The organism is Slackia piriformis YIT 12062 (genome assembly GCF_000296445.1).
Classification (GTDB): domain Bacteria; phylum Actinomycetota; class Coriobacteriia; order Coriobacteriales; family Eggerthellaceae; genus Slackia; species Slackia piriformis.
In genome coordinates this window covers 1,294,539-1,312,394 of record NZ_JH815198.1, presented here as the reverse complement: position 1 = coordinate 1,312,394, position 17,856 = coordinate 1,294,539, and the positions used below count along the sequence as shown (strand labels likewise).

General features: G+C 57.4%; 16 protein-coding genes. 13 read left to right on the top strand and 3 right to left on the bottom strand.

From position 1 onward, the window contains the following. Positions 1 to 38 precede the first annotated feature (38 nt). The gene (locus tag HMPREF9451_RS09840) at positions 39 to 872 is read right to left on the bottom strand and encodes a hypothetical protein (protein ID WP_040626089.1); all 834 of its coding nucleotides are present in this window, start codon (positions 870 to 872) and stop codon (positions 39 to 41) included. Positions 873 to 997: 125 nt separating this feature from the next. On the opposite strand from HMPREF9451_RS09840, the gene HMPREF9451_RS05835 reads away from it, so the two are divergent. The 7 genes from HMPREF9451_RS05835 (at position 998) to dxs (ending at position 9,125) form a co-directional block, all read left to right on the top strand. After that, the gene (locus tag HMPREF9451_RS05835; RefSeq protein ID WP_009139376.1) at positions 998 to 1,633 is read left to right on the top strand and encodes a 4Fe-4S binding protein; all 636 of its coding nucleotides are present in this window, start codon (positions 998 to 1,000) and stop codon (positions 1,631 to 1,633) included. 310 nt (positions 1,634 to 1,943) lie between these two features. Further along, entirely contained in the window at positions 1,944 to 3,833 is a 1,890-nt protein-coding gene (gene accB / locus HMPREF9451_RS05830) for an acetyl-CoA carboxylase biotin carboxyl carrier protein (protein WP_009139375.1), read from the top strand. 2 nt (positions 3,834 to 3,835) lie between these two features. Next, positions 3,836 to 5,185, top strand: a complete 1,350-nt coding sequence (accC, locus tag HMPREF9451_RS05825) for an acetyl-CoA carboxylase biotin carboxylase subunit (protein ID WP_009139374.1) — start codon at positions 3,836 to 3,838, stop codon at positions 5,183 to 5,185. Between the two features lie 764 nt (positions 5,186 to 5,949). Then, positions 5,950 to 6,300: an Asp23/Gls24 family envelope stress response protein gene (locus HMPREF9451_RS05820; protein ID WP_009139372.1), complete on the top strand. Its 351-nt coding sequence runs from the start codon at positions 5,950 to 5,952 to the stop codon at positions 6,298 to 6,300. A gap of 21 nt (positions 6,301 to 6,321) precedes the next feature. Further along, complete coding sequence (gene nusB, locus HMPREF9451_RS05815) at positions 6,322 to 6,957, top strand: transcription antitermination factor NusB (protein WP_009139371.1); 636 nt, start codon at positions 6,322 to 6,324, stop codon at positions 6,955 to 6,957. Positions 6,958 to 6,965: 8 nt separating this feature from the next. Beyond that, complete coding sequence (locus HMPREF9451_RS05810) at positions 6,966 to 7,166, top strand: exodeoxyribonuclease VII small subunit (RefSeq protein ID WP_009139370.1); 201 nt, start codon at positions 6,966 to 6,968, stop codon at positions 7,164 to 7,166. 57 nt (positions 7,167 to 7,223) lie between these two features. Beyond that, positions 7,224 to 9,125 carry a 1-deoxy-D-xylulose-5-phosphate synthase gene (gene dxs / locus HMPREF9451_RS05805; protein WP_009139369.1) on the top strand — a complete coding sequence of 634 codons (1,902 nt, stop codon included), beginning with the start codon at positions 7,224 to 7,226 and terminating at the stop codon, positions 9,123 to 9,125. A 155-nt stretch (positions 9,126 to 9,280) separates the two neighbouring features. On the opposite strand, the gene HMPREF9451_RS05800 is transcribed toward dxs, so the two are convergent. Next, positions 9,281 to 9,733 carry a hypothetical protein gene (locus tag HMPREF9451_RS05800; RefSeq protein ID WP_040626087.1) on the bottom strand — a complete coding sequence of 151 codons (453 nt, stop codon included), beginning with the start codon at positions 9,731 to 9,733 and terminating at the stop codon, positions 9,281 to 9,283. A gap of 166 nt (positions 9,734 to 9,899) precedes the next feature. Further along, the gene (locus HMPREF9451_RS05795) at positions 9,900 to 10,667 is read right to left on the bottom strand and encodes an RNA polymerase sigma factor (RefSeq protein WP_262361691.1); all 768 of its coding nucleotides are present in this window, start codon (positions 10,665 to 10,667) and stop codon (positions 9,900 to 9,902) included. A 361-nt stretch (positions 10,668 to 11,028) separates the two neighbouring features. Here HMPREF9451_RS05795 and HMPREF9451_RS05790 point away from each other — a divergent pair, with 361 nt between their 5' ends. The 6 genes from HMPREF9451_RS05790 (at position 11,029) to HMPREF9451_RS05765 (ending at position 17,569) form a co-directional block, all read left to right on the top strand. Continuing rightward, positions 11,029 to 11,757: a TlyA family RNA methyltransferase gene (locus tag HMPREF9451_RS05790; RefSeq protein WP_051001028.1), complete on the top strand. Its 729-nt coding sequence runs from the start codon at positions 11,029 to 11,031 to the stop codon at positions 11,755 to 11,757. A 90-nt stretch (positions 11,758 to 11,847) separates the two neighbouring features. Beyond that, a complete protein-coding gene (locus tag HMPREF9451_RS05785) occupies positions 11,848 to 12,246 on the top strand; it encodes a hypothetical protein (RefSeq protein WP_009139364.1) in 399 nt (132 codons plus the stop codon). Positions 12,247 to 12,402: 156 nt separating this feature from the next. After that, positions 12,403 to 13,143 carry a TetR/AcrR family transcriptional regulator gene (locus HMPREF9451_RS09430; protein WP_009139363.1) on the top strand — a complete coding sequence of 247 codons (741 nt, stop codon included), beginning with the start codon at positions 12,403 to 12,405 and terminating at the stop codon, positions 13,141 to 13,143. Between the two features lie 113 nt (positions 13,144 to 13,256). Continuing rightward, entirely contained in the window at positions 13,257 to 15,875 is a 2,619-nt protein-coding gene (locus HMPREF9451_RS05775; protein WP_009139362.1) for a cation-translocating P-type ATPase, read from the top strand. Between the two features lie 371 nt (positions 15,876 to 16,246). Then, positions 16,247 to 16,693, top strand: coding sequence for a hypothetical protein (locus HMPREF9451_RS05770; protein ID WP_009139361.1), 447 nt, complete (start codon positions 16,247 to 16,249; stop codon positions 16,691 to 16,693). A gap of 279 nt (positions 16,694 to 16,972) precedes the next feature. After that, positions 16,973 to 17,569, top strand: a complete 597-nt coding sequence (locus HMPREF9451_RS05765; protein WP_187364032.1) for a protein kinase domain-containing protein — start codon at positions 16,973 to 16,975, stop codon at positions 17,567 to 17,569. Positions 17,570 to 17,856: the final 287 nt, after the last annotated feature.

Sequence of the window (17,856 nt, the reverse complement as noted above, 5' to 3'; positions counted from 1 at the left end):
TGTTCCGCCGTATTGGTTTCGCGTTCTCACCGGCTTGTCTAATCGGACGCTTTCGTTGATTGCAGGGCGAGGCAGTCCAAAGCCTCCCTTTCTAATCGGGAGTGACAAAACAGAGCGACATCTACTTCTCTGGGCGAACGGGTATTTTCGATGATGTAGGGCAGAACCGCGGACGCTTGCTTTCTTCCGCTCATCTGAGGAGACGCCTTAAGGTGCTTTCGAATAACGTGTACGTTGGTCAAAGGCTTGCGCGCAGGTAGTCTGCCGGTATCCGCTGGCGCCGCGAAGCGTCCGCATAGTGCGGATCCGTAGCGGATTGCATCAACGCGAGAAAGAAGGCAGGCCATCTGCATAAAGCTTATTCCTGGCGAAACGATGCCGATTTTCGCCCCAGCCGAATATCCGAGAATCGATCGAGGCGGAAGTTCGCCGTCGATGCTGTGAGACACGGCTCCTTCAAGGATGCGTTTGTTATTCTGCCCGCTTACGAGGAAATGGAGCGGTTCGTCCTGCTCGATCGAAAAGGCGGAGCGGGCGGCATCGAGGCAATCGGCGCTCAGCGGCCGGCGTTCGGCAGCGTCGTGTCTGCAGGTCGCGGCATCGCAATGGCAATCGGCAATGCCGGCTTGGCGATTGGCGGCAAGCGCGCGTCGGCTGGCATTGCCGAGATGGCAATCGGCGCTCAGCGGGTATTCCTTGCTGTTTGACGAGGAGTCGAGGAAATGGCGCGGAATGTCTTGCTGGCCGCAAGAGAGCCAGAACCGCGCTGCCGATATGTGAGAAATCGCTGGAACCATGCGAGCATGATAAAAATCGGAAAATTCTTTGTCCAGTGAGCGAAAAATATAGAAAAATGGTACTTCATCAGGCATTATTAGAACTAGGTAAAGAGCTTGCGAGCTCTTTTGGCCCCTTTGGTAAGATTGAACGAGGAAAAAGGTCAGACTGCGTCCGAGTGCGTTGTGGACTTGAACCGCATAGGCGAAAGGGAAAAAGAATGGATTTCGTCAACGATTTGATGCGCATCGTGCGCGATGTGCAGCGTGTAGTGATCGCCACGGTCGATGATGCGGGAATGCCCGAAACGCGTGCCGTGGAGATGCTCGACGCGGACGCCGAGGGTCTTTATTTCATCGTCGATCGCACCACGGCTTTCTATGCGCAATTGATGGCCAGGAAATCGCTTGCTTTCACGGGGGTTCAGGGAGCTTCGTATGGCGAGTGCGCTACGGTGACGCTTCGCGGTCGTGTTGAGGAAATGGGCTCGGGGTTCGTTTTGCCGCTGCTTGAGAAAAACGAAGCGGTTTTCGAGTTTTATAAAAACGAAGAATCGCGTAAGAACCTTACGGTGTTTCGGATGTATCAGGGCGTGGGGGAGCGAACGGAGCGTCACGCCGGGACGGTCGCCCGCACTCCTCTTCGCTTCGGCGACGAACGTATGAACGCCGGCATCAAGAAACGCTCGTATTTCATCACCGAAGATTGCGACGGCTGCAGGGCGTGCGTTTCGAAATGTCCAGAAGGGTGCATCGATGTGAGTATGGTTCCCGCCGTCATAGACCAGGAACGCTGTACGCGATGCGGCAATTGCGAAATGGCATGCTTCCAGGAAGCGATTATTGTCGTGAAATAGCTCTTAGTCGTTGCGTGATGCAGAAATACGGTGTGCAGCAAGAGCTCATGCGCATGGTCGAGGGGGCCGATCGCTGACGTTTCTCTACCGTAACGCTTCGGCAACCTGGAAGGTGCATTCTCGACAATGTAGCATTCGAGCGATATAGTGCTTTAGTGCATTAAAGCGTACGTTCGCCAGAAAACGGCCCTCGCCAAAGATTTCTGGCCTTATGGAGCGTATATAATTCACTAGCTGTATATCTATGTTAGAAGCAAGTTACGCAAAACGCTCTCGGTATGGAGGCGTTTCGGAGATGGAGAGGTGAAGCATGCCAGGTTTGCAACTGATGGATACCACCATCCGTGACGGCCAGCAAAGCCTTTGGGCTACCCGCATGCAGCTCGGCGACATGCTGCCCATTCTGCCCAAGATGGACAAGGTGGGCTATTGGGCTGTCGAGGCTTGGGGCGGTGCAACGTTTGATACCTGTCTGAGGTTTCTGGACGAAAACCCTTGGGAGCGCCTGCGCTCCATCAAGGCGCATATGCCCAACACTGACCTCGCCATGCTTTCGCGCGGCCAGAACCTGGTGGGCTATAAGCATTATTCCAAAGACATCGTGAATCACTTCATCGCGTGCGCGAAGAAAAACGGCATCCAGGTATTCCGCGTTTTCGACGCCTTGAACGATATTCGCAACGTGGTTGACAACGCCGAGGCCATCAAGGCGTGCGGCGGCTGGTTCGAGCCTGCCATTTCCTACACGGTTTCCCCCGTGCATACCTTGGACGGCTATCTGGAGTACGGTCAGCAACTCAAAGACCTTGGCGCAGATTCCATCGCCATCAAGGACATGGCGGGCATGCTCACGCCGTATCGCACCGAGCGCTTGGTCAAGGCTTTCAATGCCGAAATCGGCCTTCCGGTGCACGTTCACTGCCATTACGTGGGCGGCATGGCTCCTATGAACATCATCAAGGCCGCCGAGGCTGGTGCCGCTATCGCGGACACCGCTTCCGCCCCGCTTTCTTTCGGCAACAGCCATCCTGCGGTCGAGACCATCGTGGCGGCGCTTCAGGAAAGCCGTTATGACACCGGCTACGATCTCGATCTTTTGTTCGAAATTGCCGATTACTGGGAGGAAGTGCGCAAGCGCGGCCATTACAAGCGCGGCGTCTCCTCTCTCACTCATATGAAGGTGTACTCGCACCAGGTTCCCGGCGGCATGATGTCCAACCTAGTTTCCCAGCTGGAAATCCAGAACGCATCTGACCGCTTGGACGAGGTCATGCGCGAAATCCCGCGCGTTCGCGCCGAGGTCGGCTATCCGCCGCTGGTCACCCCCATGAGTCAGATCGTCGGCACGCAGGCCGTGTTCAACGTGCTCACGGGCTCTCGTTGGAGCGTTGTCTCCAAGGAGATGAAAGATTACCTGTGCGGTTACTATGGCAAGGCGCCGGGCCCCATTTCTCCCGAGATTTACAAGAAGGTTGTTGGCAACGCGGACGTGCTTCCTCCCGATGTTGCTCCCGCCTCCCTTGCAACAACGACGTTCGAGCAGGTCAAAGATGAAATCGGCGATCTGGCAACGTCTGAGGAAGATGTGCTCATGTACGCCTTGTTCCCCAACGAGGCGCGCACTTTCCTCTCCAAGCATCGCGCTACCGAGCAAGTTGATTTCCTGCTGGAACGTGAATCCAGCCAGACCAAGGAGGACGATTACGTGGACATCAATCAGATTCGTGAGCTGGTAAAAGTTGTCGAAGAATCCGGCGTCGGCGAAATCACCGTTGAAGAGGAAGGCATGCGCATCAGCGTCCGCATGCCCGGCTCTGCTCCTGCAGCCGCCGCGGCTCCCGTTGCTGCAGCTGCGCCTGCCGCTCCTGCCGCTCCTGCCGCAGCCGCGCCCGCTGCCGTTCCTGCCGAGGCCGCTCCGGCTCGTCCCGCGCATTGGGTGGAGGTAACCGCTCCCATGGTCGGTACGTTCTACGCCGCTCCGGCTCCGGGCGAAGCTCCCTTCGTCAAGGTGGGAGACGAAGTTGCCGCGGGCGAGACCCTGTGTATCGTCGAGGCCATGAAGCTCATGAACGAAATCGCTGCTCCTCAGATGGGCACCGTGCGCGAGGTTTGCCTCGATGACACTACCCCCGTCGAATTCGGCACGCCTTTGTTCTATATTGAGCCTCATGGTGCCGCAGATGCAGGCGAGGGGGAATAGGCGTGTTCAAAAAGATTCTGGTTGCCAACCGCGGAGAGGTCGCGCTGCGTATCATGCGTGCCGCTCGCGAACTTGGCGTGAAAACGGTCGCGGTGTATTCAACGGCGGATAAGGACACGTTGCCGGTGAAATACGCCGACGAGGCGGTTTGCATCGGACCTGCCCCGGCAGGAAAGTCCTACCTGGTCATGTCCAACATCATTGCGGCCGCTGTTACCACGGGTTGCGAAGCGGTGCATCCCGGCTACGGTTTCTTGGCCGAAAACGCCGATTTCGCCCGCGCATGCGCTGAAAACGACCTTGTTTTTATAGGTCCTGCCCCCGAATGCATCGAACGCATGGGCAACAAAGCGGTTGCCCGCGAGACCATGGCCGCATGCGGAGTTCCTACGGTTCCCGGTTCGGACGGCGTGGTGGAAACGGTCGAAGACGCCCGCGCATTCGCCGAGGCCGTCGAATACCCCGTTTTGATCAAAGCTTCTGCAGGCGGCGGCGGCAAGGGCATGCGTGAAGTGCACAGGCCTGAAGACCTGGAGGGCGCGTTTACGGCTGCCAAGGCCGAGGCTGCTGCCGCGTTCGGCAACGACGATGTATATCTCGAGAAGCTCGTGCTGCGTCCCCGTCATATCGAGATTCAGGTTCTTGCGGACGATTTCGGCAATCATGTGGCTCTGTGCGAACGTGATTGCTCCATCCAGCGTCGCCATCAGAAGCTTCTCGAAGAGGCCCCTTCTCCGGCGCTTGACGACGAGCTTCGCGCCGCCATGGGCGAAGCCGCGGTCAAGGCTGTCGAGGCCGTGGATTATCGCAACGCCGGCACGATCGAGTTCTTGCTTGACGAGAGCGGCAAGTTCTATTTCATGGAAATGAACACGCGCGTGCAGGTGGAGCATCCCGTGACCGAACAGATCACCGGTACCGACATCATCAAGGAGCAGCTGCGTATCGCTTCGGGCGAGCCTATGAGCTGCGCCGATCGCGCTCCGTTCTCTCCGAACGGCCATGCGATCGAATTCCGCATCAACGCGGAAGACCCCGAGAACGGCTTCCGTCCTTGTCCGGGCACCATCACGCGTTTTGACGTTCCGGGCGGCTCTGGCATTCGTGTCGAGTCTTACATCAATGCAGGGTCGGTTATCTCTCCGTTCTATGACTCCATGGTGGCCAAGCTTATTGTTTGGGGCCAGGATCGTGAAGAGGCGCTTGCTCGCGGACGTCGTGCGCTCGAGGAGTTTAAGATCGAGGGCATTGCAACGACTATTCCGTTCCATAAGCGTGTTCTTGATGCCGAAATCTTCCAGAAAGGCGAAGCTCGCACGGACTTTTTGGATGTGGCCTTCGGCGAGGAATAGCTGGAATAGGCCATAAAGGAAAAGGCCTCAAAGATACATGCAAGCGGCGTCCGGTTGGGCGCCGCTTTCGCATGCAGCGCGTTTCGCGCCGGTTTGCATTTGTGGATCCAACGGTTGTGCGTCTGCATGTGGAATGGGATTCGCCGTCGACAAAGGGGCACGCCTTCAAGTCGGCACGAACCGCCGTTTTGTCACCGAGCCGTCAGGCGTGGCCCGGCTATCGAGCCGCCAGGTCGCCGGATGTTGTCCCTCGCGGCCCCGTCACCGAGCCGCCGGGTCGTTGCCTCGCTATCGAGCTGTTGCTCTGCAGGCCGCCGGGCCGCTCGTCCATACTATAAAGGCCGTTTGTGCAGCCAAAATGCACCTTTCGACGAGATAGCATGGATTCGCCTCGGACATTCGGGCCTTGCGCGCAGAGCGTCTTGTAAAACACCAGGTCAGAGCCGTGCGCTCGAGCCTTGCGAAAAAGAAGGGGCGCTTCATCCATACTATTTAGGCGTTACGTGCATTTCGCCTGCGCAAACGGACGAGATAGTATGGATTTTCGGCCGCCGGGCCGCTTGCGCGGGGAATCGGGGCCGCTTGCTCGGGAGGTCAAGGCCGATTTCCGGCTCGTGGGCTGCTTGCGGTCCCGAAACGGTTTGCAACTTGGGATTCGCAGCGCGTTTCGTATATTCCGTGGAACCAAGATGGGTTTCGGATGCCGCCCATGTTTGGGGTAGAATGATAGGATGCTTATTCAACAACGAGCCGAAAGGACCGTCATGAGCGAAGAATTGTATGTCGACGGCTTGGGTCTTGCCCCTGGCGTTATGGAAACTATCGTGGCCATCGCCGCTAAAGAAGTCGAGGGCGTTGCGAGCGTGGGTGCCTCCACGTTTTCCGGCATCCGTTCGCGTTTCGTGTCCAACGCGGCAAGCCAGGGTATCGAAGTCAGCATGAACGAAACCGAAGGCGTGGATATCGCCGTGCATATCGACGTTTTCTACGGCAGGCCCATTCCTGCCATCGCGTCCGATGTCCGCCAGGGTGTTGCCGACGCCGTTGTCACCCAGGTCGGCTTCAAAGTGTCGTCGGTGGACGTGTATGTCGACGGTATTCGCTTTTCGGCTTAATACATTTGATTGAGGGGTTAGATGAAACGACACGAACGCTCTTTGGCGCGCCGTTGCGCGCTGCAGGTTCTGTATCAGAGCGAGCTGCTTGATAAACCGGCCGACATCGTTGTGGAGGAAGGTCTTGTTCCCGAAGATGCAGGCATGGGCGATTATGCGCGCATGCTCATCTTCGGCGTTGCCTCCCATAGCGCGGAGCTTGACCGTACTATCAGCATGTGTTCACGAAATTGGGCGATCGACCGCATGCCCGTGGTTGACCGCTGCTTGCTGCGTCTTGCCGTGTTCGAGCTGAAATACGTTGAAGACGTGCCCGTTTCGGTTTCTATCAACGAGGCGGTCGAGCTTGCCAAGGAATTCGGCGGCGAAGACGATTCTCATCGATTCGTCAACGGCGTCCTGGGTCGTCTTGCGCGCAAGCTGGATGGCGAAGACCAGCAGGACTGCGAGGAAGAAGCCAAGGGCGAGGAGCAATCCGACCCTGCGGCCCAGCAGGAAGCCCCTGCGTCTTTCGCAGAAGAAGAGGCTGCCGTAGAAGGCTTTAAGGATGAACGCGACCAGGCTTCGACGGAAGATGCCGTTTCGGCCGAGGACTGCAGTGAGCTGAATGCGACTTTGCAGACGGATTCCGCCGATCCTTCGACGGTCGCTGAATAGGTTCAAGCATGGACGTGGCATCCGATAGGAGTTTTACGGAAATTCGCAGCCGCCTAGAGGAAATTGCATCTCAGGTGCGCGGAGACGATATAGCCTTGGACAAGGCACTCGACCTCTACGATGAAGCAGTGAAGCTTGGCATGATGGCTACGGAGCTTCTCGAGGTCATCGAAGAGGACGATTCTGGAAACGTCGACAAACAGGTATAGCGTGCGGGTGCGATTCGTATCGCACCCGTTTGACAACCCGCAACAAAGGCAAGGTCTATGGAGCACCGTATTCTTGACATGATTTCATCTCCTGCTGATCTCAAGCTCCTTACCGATGAGGAGCTTGGCATTCTTGCCTCCGAGATTCGCGAACAGATCCTTTTGACCACTTCCAAGAATGGTGGGCATGTCGCCCCGAGCCTCGGCGTGGTCGAGCTTACGCTGGCATGCCATAGTTTGCTCGATTGCCCCCATGACAAGCTTCTGTTCGATGTGGGTCACCAGTCATATGCCCACAAGCTGCTCACGGGTCGTCTCGGCATTTTCGACACCTTGCGCCAATACAAGGGCATGTCTGGTTTTCCCAAGGCCGCCGAAAGTCCTTACGACGTGCATCCTTCGGGCCATGCGTCCGATTCAGTGTCGGTGGCGCTCGGTCTTGCCATGGCGCGCGACTTGCGCGGTGGCGATGAAAAGATCGTCACGATCATTGGCGATGCGGCTCTTTCGGGTGGCATGGCGTTTGAGGCGCTCAATCATGCCGGACAGCTGCAGACGCCCATGGTGGTGATTCTGAACGACAACGAGATGTCCATCTCGCGCAATGTCGGGGCGCTTGCCACCTATCTCGGGCATAAGCGCGCATCGCGCGAATACACCCAAGCTCGCGATGGTCTTCAAAGCGCGTTGGAGGCCAAGGGGGACTGGGGTCATGGTCTGGTCGATTTCGGACGCAACGTGAAAGATTCGATCAAACAGATGATCATTCCCGGAGAGATGATTTTCGAGAAGCTGGGCTTTCTCTGCACGGCGCCCGTCCCCGGCCACGATATCGCAGCGCTCAAGCATACATTGCGCGTGGTACTCGATGCCGAGGTTCCTGTGCTCATGCACGTGGTCACTAAGAAGGGCATGGGCTATGCTCCGGCCGAGCAGCGCCCGGATGTATTCCACGGCGTCGGGCCGTTCGACCTTGCCACGGGCGAAGTGAAGAAGTCGTCTTCGAGCGCTCCCAAGTACACGAGCGTGTTCGGCAAGGCCCTCGTGCGCGAAGCCGCCGCCAACGAGGATATCGTGGCTATCACCGCCGCCATGAAAGACGGCACGGGTCTGAACGAATTCGCCGAAAGGTTCCCAAAGCGCTTCATTGACACGGGTATCGCCGAAGAGCATGCGGTCGCTCTTGCAAGCGGCCTCGCAATCGGCGGCAAGAAGCCCGTTGTGGCAATCTATTCCACGTTTATGCAGCGTGCGGTCGACCAGATGGTCATCAACAATGCGTTGCCCGATCTTGACGTGGTGTTCTGCCTTGATCGTGCGGGGCTTGTCGGTGACGATGGCCCGACGCATCACGGCGTGTTCGACATCGCCTATACGCGCATGATTCCGCATATGAAGATCATGGCGCCTTCCGACGAGGCCGAGCTGGTGCACATGCTGCACACGGCGCTTTCGTTGCACGGGCCTGTCGCCTTGCGTTACCCGCGCGGAGAAGCACGCGGTGTCGAACTGCCTGATGCGCCGGAGGTGCTCGAGGTGGGCAAATCGCGTACGACGCGCGAAGGAAGCGATGTGGCCATTCTCGCCTTCGGGCGTATGGTGCAAGAAGCAGAAGGCGCGGCCGATATTTTGGCCGAAGAAGGCGTCTCGGTTCGCGTGGTCGATATGCGTTGGATTAAGCCGTTCGATGAAGACGCTGTGCGTAGGGCGGCGATGGAATGCTCGCTTGTCGTCACGGCCGAAGAGGGTGTTATCGAGGGCGGAATAGGCGAAGGTATCCTTGAGGCGCTTGCGGCCAATCCGCCGGCGAAGGTCCCTCCTGTTCTGACGTTCGGCATCCCCGATCGTTTCGTCAGCCAGGGCAAGATTCCTTTGTTGCATAGGGAGCTCGGCATCGATGCTGAAGGCATAGCGCAGCGCATCCGCGAGAAGCTTGCTTCCATGAAGAGTGAGGCGTAAGCGAAAACGTGTGGCACAATCGACTTCGCGCCAGATTGTGGTTCGAATTTGAAAAGACGGCGACGGGTGATTCCGTCGCCGTCTTGCATACAAGGCACTCTTGAGCGGGCAAAAGACTTATAGGACGGCTGTCGGTCGCGCCTCGTTGGCGTTCGCTACCCCTGCCAGACTTTCATGTCGGCGATGGTGACGCTCGTTACATCTTCTGGATTGGCCAAGACATCGAACACGTAGCTTTTGTGGACGTTCGTGGTGCCATCGTCGTTGGTTCGGCTGCTCGCACCGCTTTCGGTCGCATCGAGCACGGTACCGTCCGAGAGTGTGATCAGGATGGGGAGATTCATAATGCGATCCATCTCGGCCGAATTATGGTCGGACATCTTACCATCGCTTTGCTCTTGCCAGTTCATGACGTCATGTGCCGTGTAGTCGACGGTGATGCCGATAGGGGAGATGGCCACCGATTCGACGTCGGCGCTCAGACCGTTGTAGTCAACGGAGAAGCCGGCGGGAAGGTCGATGGTCGTGTCGTCGTAGTTCATCTCAAACTTGAGGTCCCAGGTGCCTGCGAGGCGACGGGTTTGCAGGCAGCGGTAGTCGTTTCGCATGCCGCGCTTTTCTGGCGTTCGGCGATGGCGCGGGCCAGATCGTTCGTCATGCGTTCGGCGGTTTCTTCGGGAAAGGCCATGGCGTCAAGGGCTTGACGGTATGTTCTATTCATGATGACCTCCAAGGAGACGTAGGTCGGATGCAAGAGGATGCGTCGGGCGCGTTTTACCGACGGAGGGTTTGGCTCAAGCCTGCGATTGGCGCCGAAGCGATGGCGTTTTGTCGCTCGCGACGGTTGAAGTCGTGCTTCGATGCCTTGCCGGCGCTTTTGCGGCCGTCAGGCGCACGTGGCGCATGCTTTCTTCCTGCCGCGAGGCTGTCTTCGCCGACTGTGTTTTCGTTCTGATTGGAACCGAGCTCGCCGACCTTTTCTCCAAGCGCCGTGCGCAATTTCGTGCGGCCGCGGCTCAGATGCGCCGCCACCGCAGACACGGTGCGGTTCGTTATGGCGGCAATTTCGGCAATGGAATACCCTTCGTAATAGTGCAGGTAGATTGCTTCGCGATATTTCTCGTCGAGCTCCATCACCGCGTCCAAGACGGCGCTTCCTTCGGGTTCTTCGGGCGCACGGCAGGCGTCGGCAGCTTCAAGCGGGGTTGATGTGCGGCGGTAAGCATTGCGCAGTGCGTCTTTGCAGGCGTTTGCCGTGGTTCGCACTACCCAGGCTTTCTCATGCTCCAGGTCCTGGAATGCCTTCTGGCGTTCGATGAGCTTCATCAGGACGCTTTGGCAGATATCCTGCGCATCATGGGTAGATTTCAGATAGGTAAAGCTGAGACGCAAGATCAGGTTTGAGTATGTGGATACGAGGCGTCGTGCTTCAGTTTCGGGGTCGATGTGCGCAGCGCGATATCGAGGTGTGACGGCGCGTGCGCCGCATGTTCGTTCATGTGCATGGCGCCCTCCTTCGGTTTCATTCGGTATCCTTTGCAACGTTGCTCGCTTACAATACGAACGGGCGATGCGTTTCTTGACATCGTAGGAAAGAAAAAAGCAAAGTTTTTTCAGGAGGTTGTGCAGCGCGCTTGATTGGCCGGCATGCGTCGCAAGTCTGCGTACGGGGCTTCTTCGAAGCGCGTCGTCTCCCTTCCGTCATTATGAAGAAAGGTTCGTTGTGTCGAATTGCGAAATCAGCGAAGTGGACTCTGGGCGTTGCGACCGTGCTGCCTCAATGCAGTGCGGTTCTTCGAACAGCGAGTTCCCTGCCGCCGCGGCCCAAGATGCGTCGAGGAATGAGGCGAACTCCTCATCCTCTTTGGGACGAAATACCGAGTGCAAAACCAAACCGAAAAAGATGCGTCTGGACGACCTGCTCGTCGATCGCGGGTATTTCTCCGATCGGGGGGAGGCTTTGCGTGCCGTATTGGCCCATGAAGTGAGGGTCGACGACGTGTATCCCATGAGCGCGGCTGTGAAAGTGAGGCAGGACGCCGATATCTTCGTGAAAAACAGGCGTGCGTTCGTCAGCCGAGGCGGACATAAGCTGCAAGGAGCCATTGATGCCTTCGGGCAGAATGTCGAAGGGGCGCGTTGCATCGACATTGGAAGCTCGACGGGCGGGTTCACCGATTGCCTGCTTCAGGCGGGAGCGGCAAGCGTTGCATGCGTCGACGTGAACTACGGACAGCTTGCCTGGAAGCTGAGGGAAGACCCGCGCGTTTCGGTGTTCGAACGCACGAACATCAAGACAGCCTCTCCCGAAGAGCTCGGCGCTCCGTTCGATGTTTTGGTGGCCGATCTGTCGTTTATAGGGTTGGCGGGGCTTGCTCCCGTGTTTGCGGCACTTTGCGCGCGGGGAAGCGTGGTGCTGGCGCTCATCAAGCCCCAATTCGAAAGCGCGCACGACGAAACGGATCGTGGCATCGTTCGCGACGAGGCGGTGCGTCGTCGCGTTGTGGAAGAGGTGAAAGAGGCGTTTGCCGCGCGGGGCTTTCGTATCGAGGGGGTCGTCGAAAGTCCGATCAAGGGCGCCGAGGGCAATGTGGAGTACGTCGTGAAGGCGATTTACGAAGGCGCCGCCTAGCTTTTTCGTCCATGGCGCGGTTCTTCGTTACAATGATGCGTTGCAGAATACGGCGCTGCATGCGCTTGAAATGAAGGGAAAGAAGGGGATATGGATTTCGTCGGCATGGTCATGTTCGCGGTGCTGGTTGCGCTGTGCGTGTTTTTCATCGTATGCGGCATACAATTCGGTCGGGGCAAATGGCTCGGGCTTGTCATCAAGCAAAAGCCCGCATCCACAAAGGCGCATCCTTCCAAGAAGAACGGGAATGCGCGAAAAGAGGAACGCGCCAAGAAGCGTCAGGAAGAAGAGCGCCTTGCCATTGGGGCGAGCCTTTCGTATGTCATGTTCGCCGCAGCCTTCGCATCGTTTTTACAGATTATGAGTCAGGTGCTTATGTTCGCGGATATTCAGCCTTTCGCGACAATCATGTTTGCCCTTACGTTCGCTTCCTACATTGGCGTTTTCTTCCTCCTTTTCCGCACGATTCGAAAGATTCAGAGGCGTTAGGGGAGCGTCGGTCAAAAGGGCGTTCTGCTAACGTTATGCGTCTCACGAGGTAAGAGGGTCTATGGACCCTCTTTTTATGACCTGCGACTTTTTATATCTATACGCTGTAAATAAACTACGGTACCATATGGGTGGTATCGTAAAGGAGGACTATAGATGGCCGAGCAGAAGAGAAAACGGGGTACGCTTACCAAGGCTGAGGTCATTGCGGCGGCATATGCCATCATCGATGCCGACGGCGTGGATGCCTGCTCCATGCGGGCGCTTGGCTCGAAGCTGGGCGTTACGGCCATGGCGGTGTACGGTTACGTTCCTTCGCGCGAGATGCTTCTCAACGAAGTTATGGCGCGTTTCCTCGAACGCGTGGATACGCGCGCGGTTCGCGGCGAGCAGTGGGGCGAAACGTTGCTTCGTACCATGCACTCGCTTCGCAAGGCGTGCGTCGAGCACCCTCATTTTGCCGAGCTTATGAACAACCCGTGCATTTCCGACGGGCTTGAGCTGTATATGATGCGCCTGCGGGCGATATATCTTGCCCAGGGAATGCCTGAAGAGATTGCCGTTCAGCTGTTAAGCATCGCCGACGCGTTTTTTGCGGGCTTCTGCCTCAGGTCGTTCCAGCGCGTTGAGAAAGGGGAGGAGCCGCCGGCGCCCGACCCCAATGTCCACGGAGCAGGCGACGGAACCCGTTTTGCCACCGAGTCGCGCGTTCCAGGAATGCTTACGGGGCATCGCGCTCCTACGACGCGGATTGTGCGCCCTAACGAACGGTGGCGCCGTACGGTCAAAGCGGGCTATTCCGAACGCTCTTTCGAAAACGGTCTCTTCGTGATCATCGAGGGTATTCGCGCCGGCGCGGCGCCCGACCCTTGCGCGTGGCGCACTCCGGTGCAGTAAAAGCAAGCCGCACGCATCATTCTTTCATGTCGGAAACGGTTGATGCTTTCCAGGGATGCGTCTTTCTTTCCTCGTTACACTGCTCGGCGTGGGAAAGAGAGAAAGGGGAAGTTATGGCTGAGCCGTATTACCGCATGACGGCATCCGAGGCCCTTTCGCGCCTCGATGCCTCTGCGGACGGTCTGTCCGACGAGCAAGCGAAGGAGCGCCTTGAGGCGCATGGCCCCAATCAGCTTGCGGAGGGCAAGAAGAAAAGCGTTGCGATGGTCTTTTTGGACCAATTCAAGGATCTGCTTGTGGTGATTCTTATCATCGCGGCGGGCATTTCAATGCTGACGGGAGATGTGGAAAGCACGGCGGTCATCATTGCAGTGCTGATTCTGAACGCGATTCTTGGCACGGTGCAGTATGTGAAGGCAGAAAAGTCGCTCGATGCGCTCAAGAGTATGTCGGCGCCGGTTGCCAAGGTCTTGCGCAACGGCGTGCGCGAAGAAATCGCAGGTCCGAATGTCGTTCCCGGAGATATTGTCTTTCTGGAAGCGGGCGACATGGTGGTTGCCGACGGCAGATTGATCGAAAGCTATTCCCTTAAAGTGAACGAAAGCTCACTGACGGGTGAATCCGAGGCTGTTGAGAAAAGCGTCGACGCCCTCGAAGGCACCTCAGTGGCTTTGGGCGACCAGGCGAACATGGCGTTTTCCGGTTCGCTGGTGACGTATGGCCGCGGCGTGATGCTGGTTACGGGGACGGGCATGCAAACCGAGATTGGGCATATTGCTCATCTGATGAACCAGACCCAACAGCGCAAAACGCCGCTGCAGCAGAACCTGGACGATTTCTCGAAGAAGCTTGCCGTAGCGGTTTTGGCCGTGTGCGTTCTGGTGTTCGCGCTGTCGGTGTTCCGTAGCCGTATGCCGGTCATGGACTCTTTGCTGTTCGCTGTGGCGCTTGCCGTTGCGGCTATTCCTGAGGCGCTCAGCTCCATCGTCACGATTGTCTTGGCGATGGGCACGCAGAAGATGGCCAAGGAAAACGCCATCATCAAAGACCTCAAGGCCGTGGAAAGCCTCGGATCGGTGCGCGTTATCTGCTCCGACAAGACGGGTACGCTCACGCAGAATAAAATGACGGTTGTCAAGGCGTGGGCGGATGGCGACGTCGTTGAAGCTGCCGATGCCTCGACGGACGATCCGGTCATGCTTCGTTTGGTTCGCGTGGGCCTTCTGGCAAGCGATGCCACAACGGACGAAGAAACCGGTGCCGCTGTGGGCGACCCGACCGAAATCGCCCTGGTTGATTGGGGTGATGCCCACGGTCTTCGTGAAGAGGATGCGCGTGTTGAGTACCCGCGGCTTGCAGAGCTTGCGTTCGATTCGGACCGAAAGCTCATGAGCACCGTACATGAGCTCGATGGTTCTTTGCTCATGCTGACCAAAGGTGCTCCCGATGTCTTGCTCGCACGTTGTGCGCGTATGATGACTCATGAGGGCGATGTGGAGATGACCGACGAGATGCGTGCGGACATTGCTGCCGCGAACGACGCTTTCTCCAAGCAGGGTCTGCGCGTGCTTGCGTTTGCGAACCGCACGGTTCCAAGCGCCGATATCTCGCTTGATGACGAACGCGATTTCACGTTCGTGGGTCTTGTCGCCATGGTTGACCCTCCGCGTATGGAAAGCGCGCAGGCGGTCGCCGATGCCAAGCGCGGCGGCATTCGCACTATCATGGTCACGGGCGACCACAAAGTGACAGCCGCCGCCATCGGGCGCACCGTGGGCATTTTCGAAGACGGCGATATCGCGCTTGAGGGAACCGAGCTCGACGCCATGAGCGACGAGCAGCTCGACGAGGTGCTGCCCAAGGTTTCGGTGTATGCGCGCGTCTCTCCCGAGCACAAGATTCGCATCGTCTCGGCGTGGCAGCGTCGCGGCTGCATCGTCTCCATGACGGGCGACGGCGTGAACGATGCTCCTGCTTTGAAGAAGGCGGACGTCGGCGTGGCAATGGGCATCACGGGCACGGAGGTCAGCAAGGACGCCGCCTCCATGGTGCTTGCGGATGATAATTTCGCCACTATTGTGAAGGCCGTTGTGAACGGGCGAAGCATCTACGCGAACATCAAGGCGTCCATTCATTTCCTGCTTTCGGGCAACATGGCGGGCATCATGGCTGTTTTGTTCGCGTCGCTTGCGGCTCTGCCTGTGCCGTTCGCGCCGGTGCATCTGCTGTTCATCAATCTTTTGACGGACAGCCTGCCCGCTATCGCGCTCGGTCTTGAGCCCGCTCGCAAGGGCCTGCTCGACCAGAAGCCGCGCGACCCTAAGTCGTCCATTTTGGACGCTCCGCTTGCACGCAAGGTGGTTTGGCATGGTGCTCTGATCGCTGCGGCATCGATGACGGCGTTCTATCTGGGGCTTTCTGCAGGCGGTGCCGCTCTTGCTTCTACGATGGCGTTTGCCACGTTGGCGCTGGCGCGCCTGTTCCATGGGTTCAACTGCCGTGGCGAAGAGTCCATTTTCAAACTGGGACTTTGCACCAATAAGTGGGTTCCCCTGGCATGGCTCGGTGGATTCGTCCTTCTTTCGCTGGTGCTGTTCGTCCCGTTCTTGCAGAGTGCGTTTTCCGTTGCGCCGTTGACGGGTATGCAATTCGCGCAAATCGTGGGTCTTGCGTTTGCTCCTACCGCGGTCGTGCAGGTCGGCCGTTTGTTCAAGATGCTGCTGAAGAAGTAAAGCTTCGAGCAAAGTCACGCATTCAAGGGCGGTCTGTTGTGCGGGCCGCCTTTTTCGTTTCCGGGTAACGTAAGGAGTCCATCTAGAACTGCGCACAAGCCGTACGGTCCCTTTCGCGTCCGGGCAATTATCGGTTGTTCCTTTGGCCCGGAACCGTATTGGCGCAAATCGTTCTAAACTTGGGAGCATACCGTCTCGAATCATGCTTGGGGACGTCGTGGCGTAATAGTTTCGGAGGGAGGCAAACGATATGTTTTATTCCTTGAGTCGTGCTTGTCTCTTCGAATCGCACGGCTTGCTCGTTTCGTCGTTCGCGCGATGTCGTGCCGAATTCGTTTGTTCGTAATGTGTATCTGAATGATGGGAATGTTATGCCTGAAGAGCGTTTGACCGAAGATTTGCTTGCGCGTCTGCGTGCTGCAGCGAGTCCGCAGGAATATCTTGACGAGGAAGTCACGCTCGACCGTACGCTCAGCGCGTATCTCCATGAATTGTTGGATGAAAAAGGCATGAAAGTCGCCGAGGTGATACGCGCGTCGGGCGTACAGCCTCCCACGGTCACCTACGATATCTTCAAAGGAAAATGCCTTCACCCAGGTCGGGATAAAACGATTATGATCGCATTCGGCATGGGATGCACGTTCGAAGAGACACAGCGCATCCTTCGTTTGGCGGGAGCGTCTGAACTATGGCCGAAAGTGCGTCGTGACGCTATTATTGCATGGTGCATCGATCACGGCATGACGCGGGAAGAGTGCGACGATACCTTGTGGGATCTCGGCGAGAAGACGCTTTTAGGAACGGGTCCTCTGCGTTAGCCTGACGCGCCTCTGATCTTTCAATGGCCTGATTGGACGGCCTTTCCTGTCGGGTCTGGTCAAACATCGTACCGATTTCGGTTTGCCTCGATTCGAGCCCTCGTCGATTCCAGGCTTGCTGTACCGCACTTTCTCCAAATTCAGTTGTGCACTGATGAAGCGATTGCACGTTCTGTTTACAATTTCGACCGACGTTTGTTCGGATGTTCGCTTGCGGCTTCGACGAACGCGCCAGAAAAGGTGGTTTTCGTACCTATGCCGCGAACGAGGATAGTTGGTTTGAATGAAGAGCAGCTCATACATGCGCTGAGCATCGACGATGCTTACCATGTTGAGCGCACGTTCGTTGAAAGCCACGGCAAAGGTGTGACGGAACGTGTAACCATGGAAGGGTCGGGTCCGTTCGTCCGCAAGAAAATCCCGCTGAATCTTGCCAATCGTGCAGTATGGGCTGTGCTTCAAGAGTGCGACTCGTTGCGCTTGCCCCGGGTTGCGCTGACGTACGAACTGCCCGATTGCTTTGTCGCGGTGTATGATTTCGTGCCGGGAAATACGCTCGAAAGTCTCGTGGCCGCTCGTGGTCGGCTGCCAGTAGATGAAGCCGTACAGGCGGTGCAGGATGTATGCGAGGCGCTTGCCGATATGCACGTGCATGGAATGGTTCATTGCGACGTGGCTCCTGCGAACGTTATCATTGCGGCCGACGGCGCTCATCTAATCGACTTCGGCATTGCCAAGTTCGAGTTTCAGAAATCCTCCGATGACGTTGCGAGATTCGGCACATGGGGTTTGCCGCGCCCGAACAGTACGGGTTCGCCCCTGCGGATGTGCGCAGTGATGTGTATTCCGTTTCACAAATGCTGGGGTATTTGCTGACAGGGGTCAGCCCTGAGCCGGGAAGCAAAGCGTTTTCGCAGGCGATCGGGGATTCGCAGGTGGTTCCGGCCGATATCGCCGAAATAATAAAGAAGGGAACGGTCTTCGAGCCGGGCAATCGCTACCAGTCGATTGTCGATTTTTCTCGGGCGCTGGCTGTGACGTGCGAAAACCTCGGCAATCCAGGTGCGTTGGATTCTCGGAGCCGGCAGGACGCTTCCGAACCGTCGGATTCGCGGTTCCAAGCTGACGATTCCGGTTCGCAACCTCGGTCTGATGAGTCCTTG

Coding starts and splice junctions, on each gene's coding strand:
- HMPREF9451_RS09840 (WP_040626089.1), bottom strand. CDS start 872: ATGCCTGATGAAGTACCATTTTTCTATATTTTTCGCTCACTGGACAAA.
- HMPREF9451_RS05835 (WP_009139376.1), top strand. CDS start 998: ATGGATTTCGTCAACGATTTGATGCGCATCGTGCGCGATGTGCAGCGT.
- accB (WP_009139375.1), top strand. CDS start 1,944: ATGCCAGGTTTGCAACTGATGGATACCACCATCCGTGACGGCCAGCAA.
- HMPREF9451_RS05820 (WP_009139372.1), top strand. CDS start 5,950: ATGAGCGAAGAATTGTATGTCGACGGCTTGGGTCTTGCCCCTGGCGTT.
- nusB (WP_009139371.1), top strand. CDS start 6,322: ATGAAACGACACGAACGCTCTTTGGCGCGCCGTTGCGCGCTGCAGGTT.
- HMPREF9451_RS05810 (WP_009139370.1), top strand. CDS start 6,966: ATGGACGTGGCATCCGATAGGAGTTTTACGGAAATTCGCAGCCGCCTA.
- dxs (WP_009139369.1), top strand. CDS start 7,224: ATGGAGCACCGTATTCTTGACATGATTTCATCTCCTGCTGATCTCAAG.
- HMPREF9451_RS05800 (WP_040626087.1), bottom strand. CDS start 9,733: ATGCGAAACGACTACCGCTGCCTGCAAACCCGTCGCCTCGCAGGCACC.
- HMPREF9451_RS05790 (WP_051001028.1), top strand. CDS start 11,029: ATGCGTCTGGACGACCTGCTCGTCGATCGCGGGTATTTCTCCGATCGG.
- HMPREF9451_RS05785 (WP_009139364.1), top strand. CDS start 11,848: ATGGATTTCGTCGGCATGGTCATGTTCGCGGTGCTGGTTGCGCTGTGC.
- HMPREF9451_RS09430 (WP_009139363.1), top strand. CDS start 12,403: ATGGCCGAGCAGAAGAGAAAACGGGGTACGCTTACCAAGGCTGAGGTC.
- HMPREF9451_RS05775 (WP_009139362.1), top strand. CDS start 13,257: ATGGCTGAGCCGTATTACCGCATGACGGCATCCGAGGCCCTTTCGCGC.
- HMPREF9451_RS05770 (WP_009139361.1), top strand. CDS start 16,247: ATGCCTGAAGAGCGTTTGACCGAAGATTTGCTTGCGCGTCTGCGTGCT.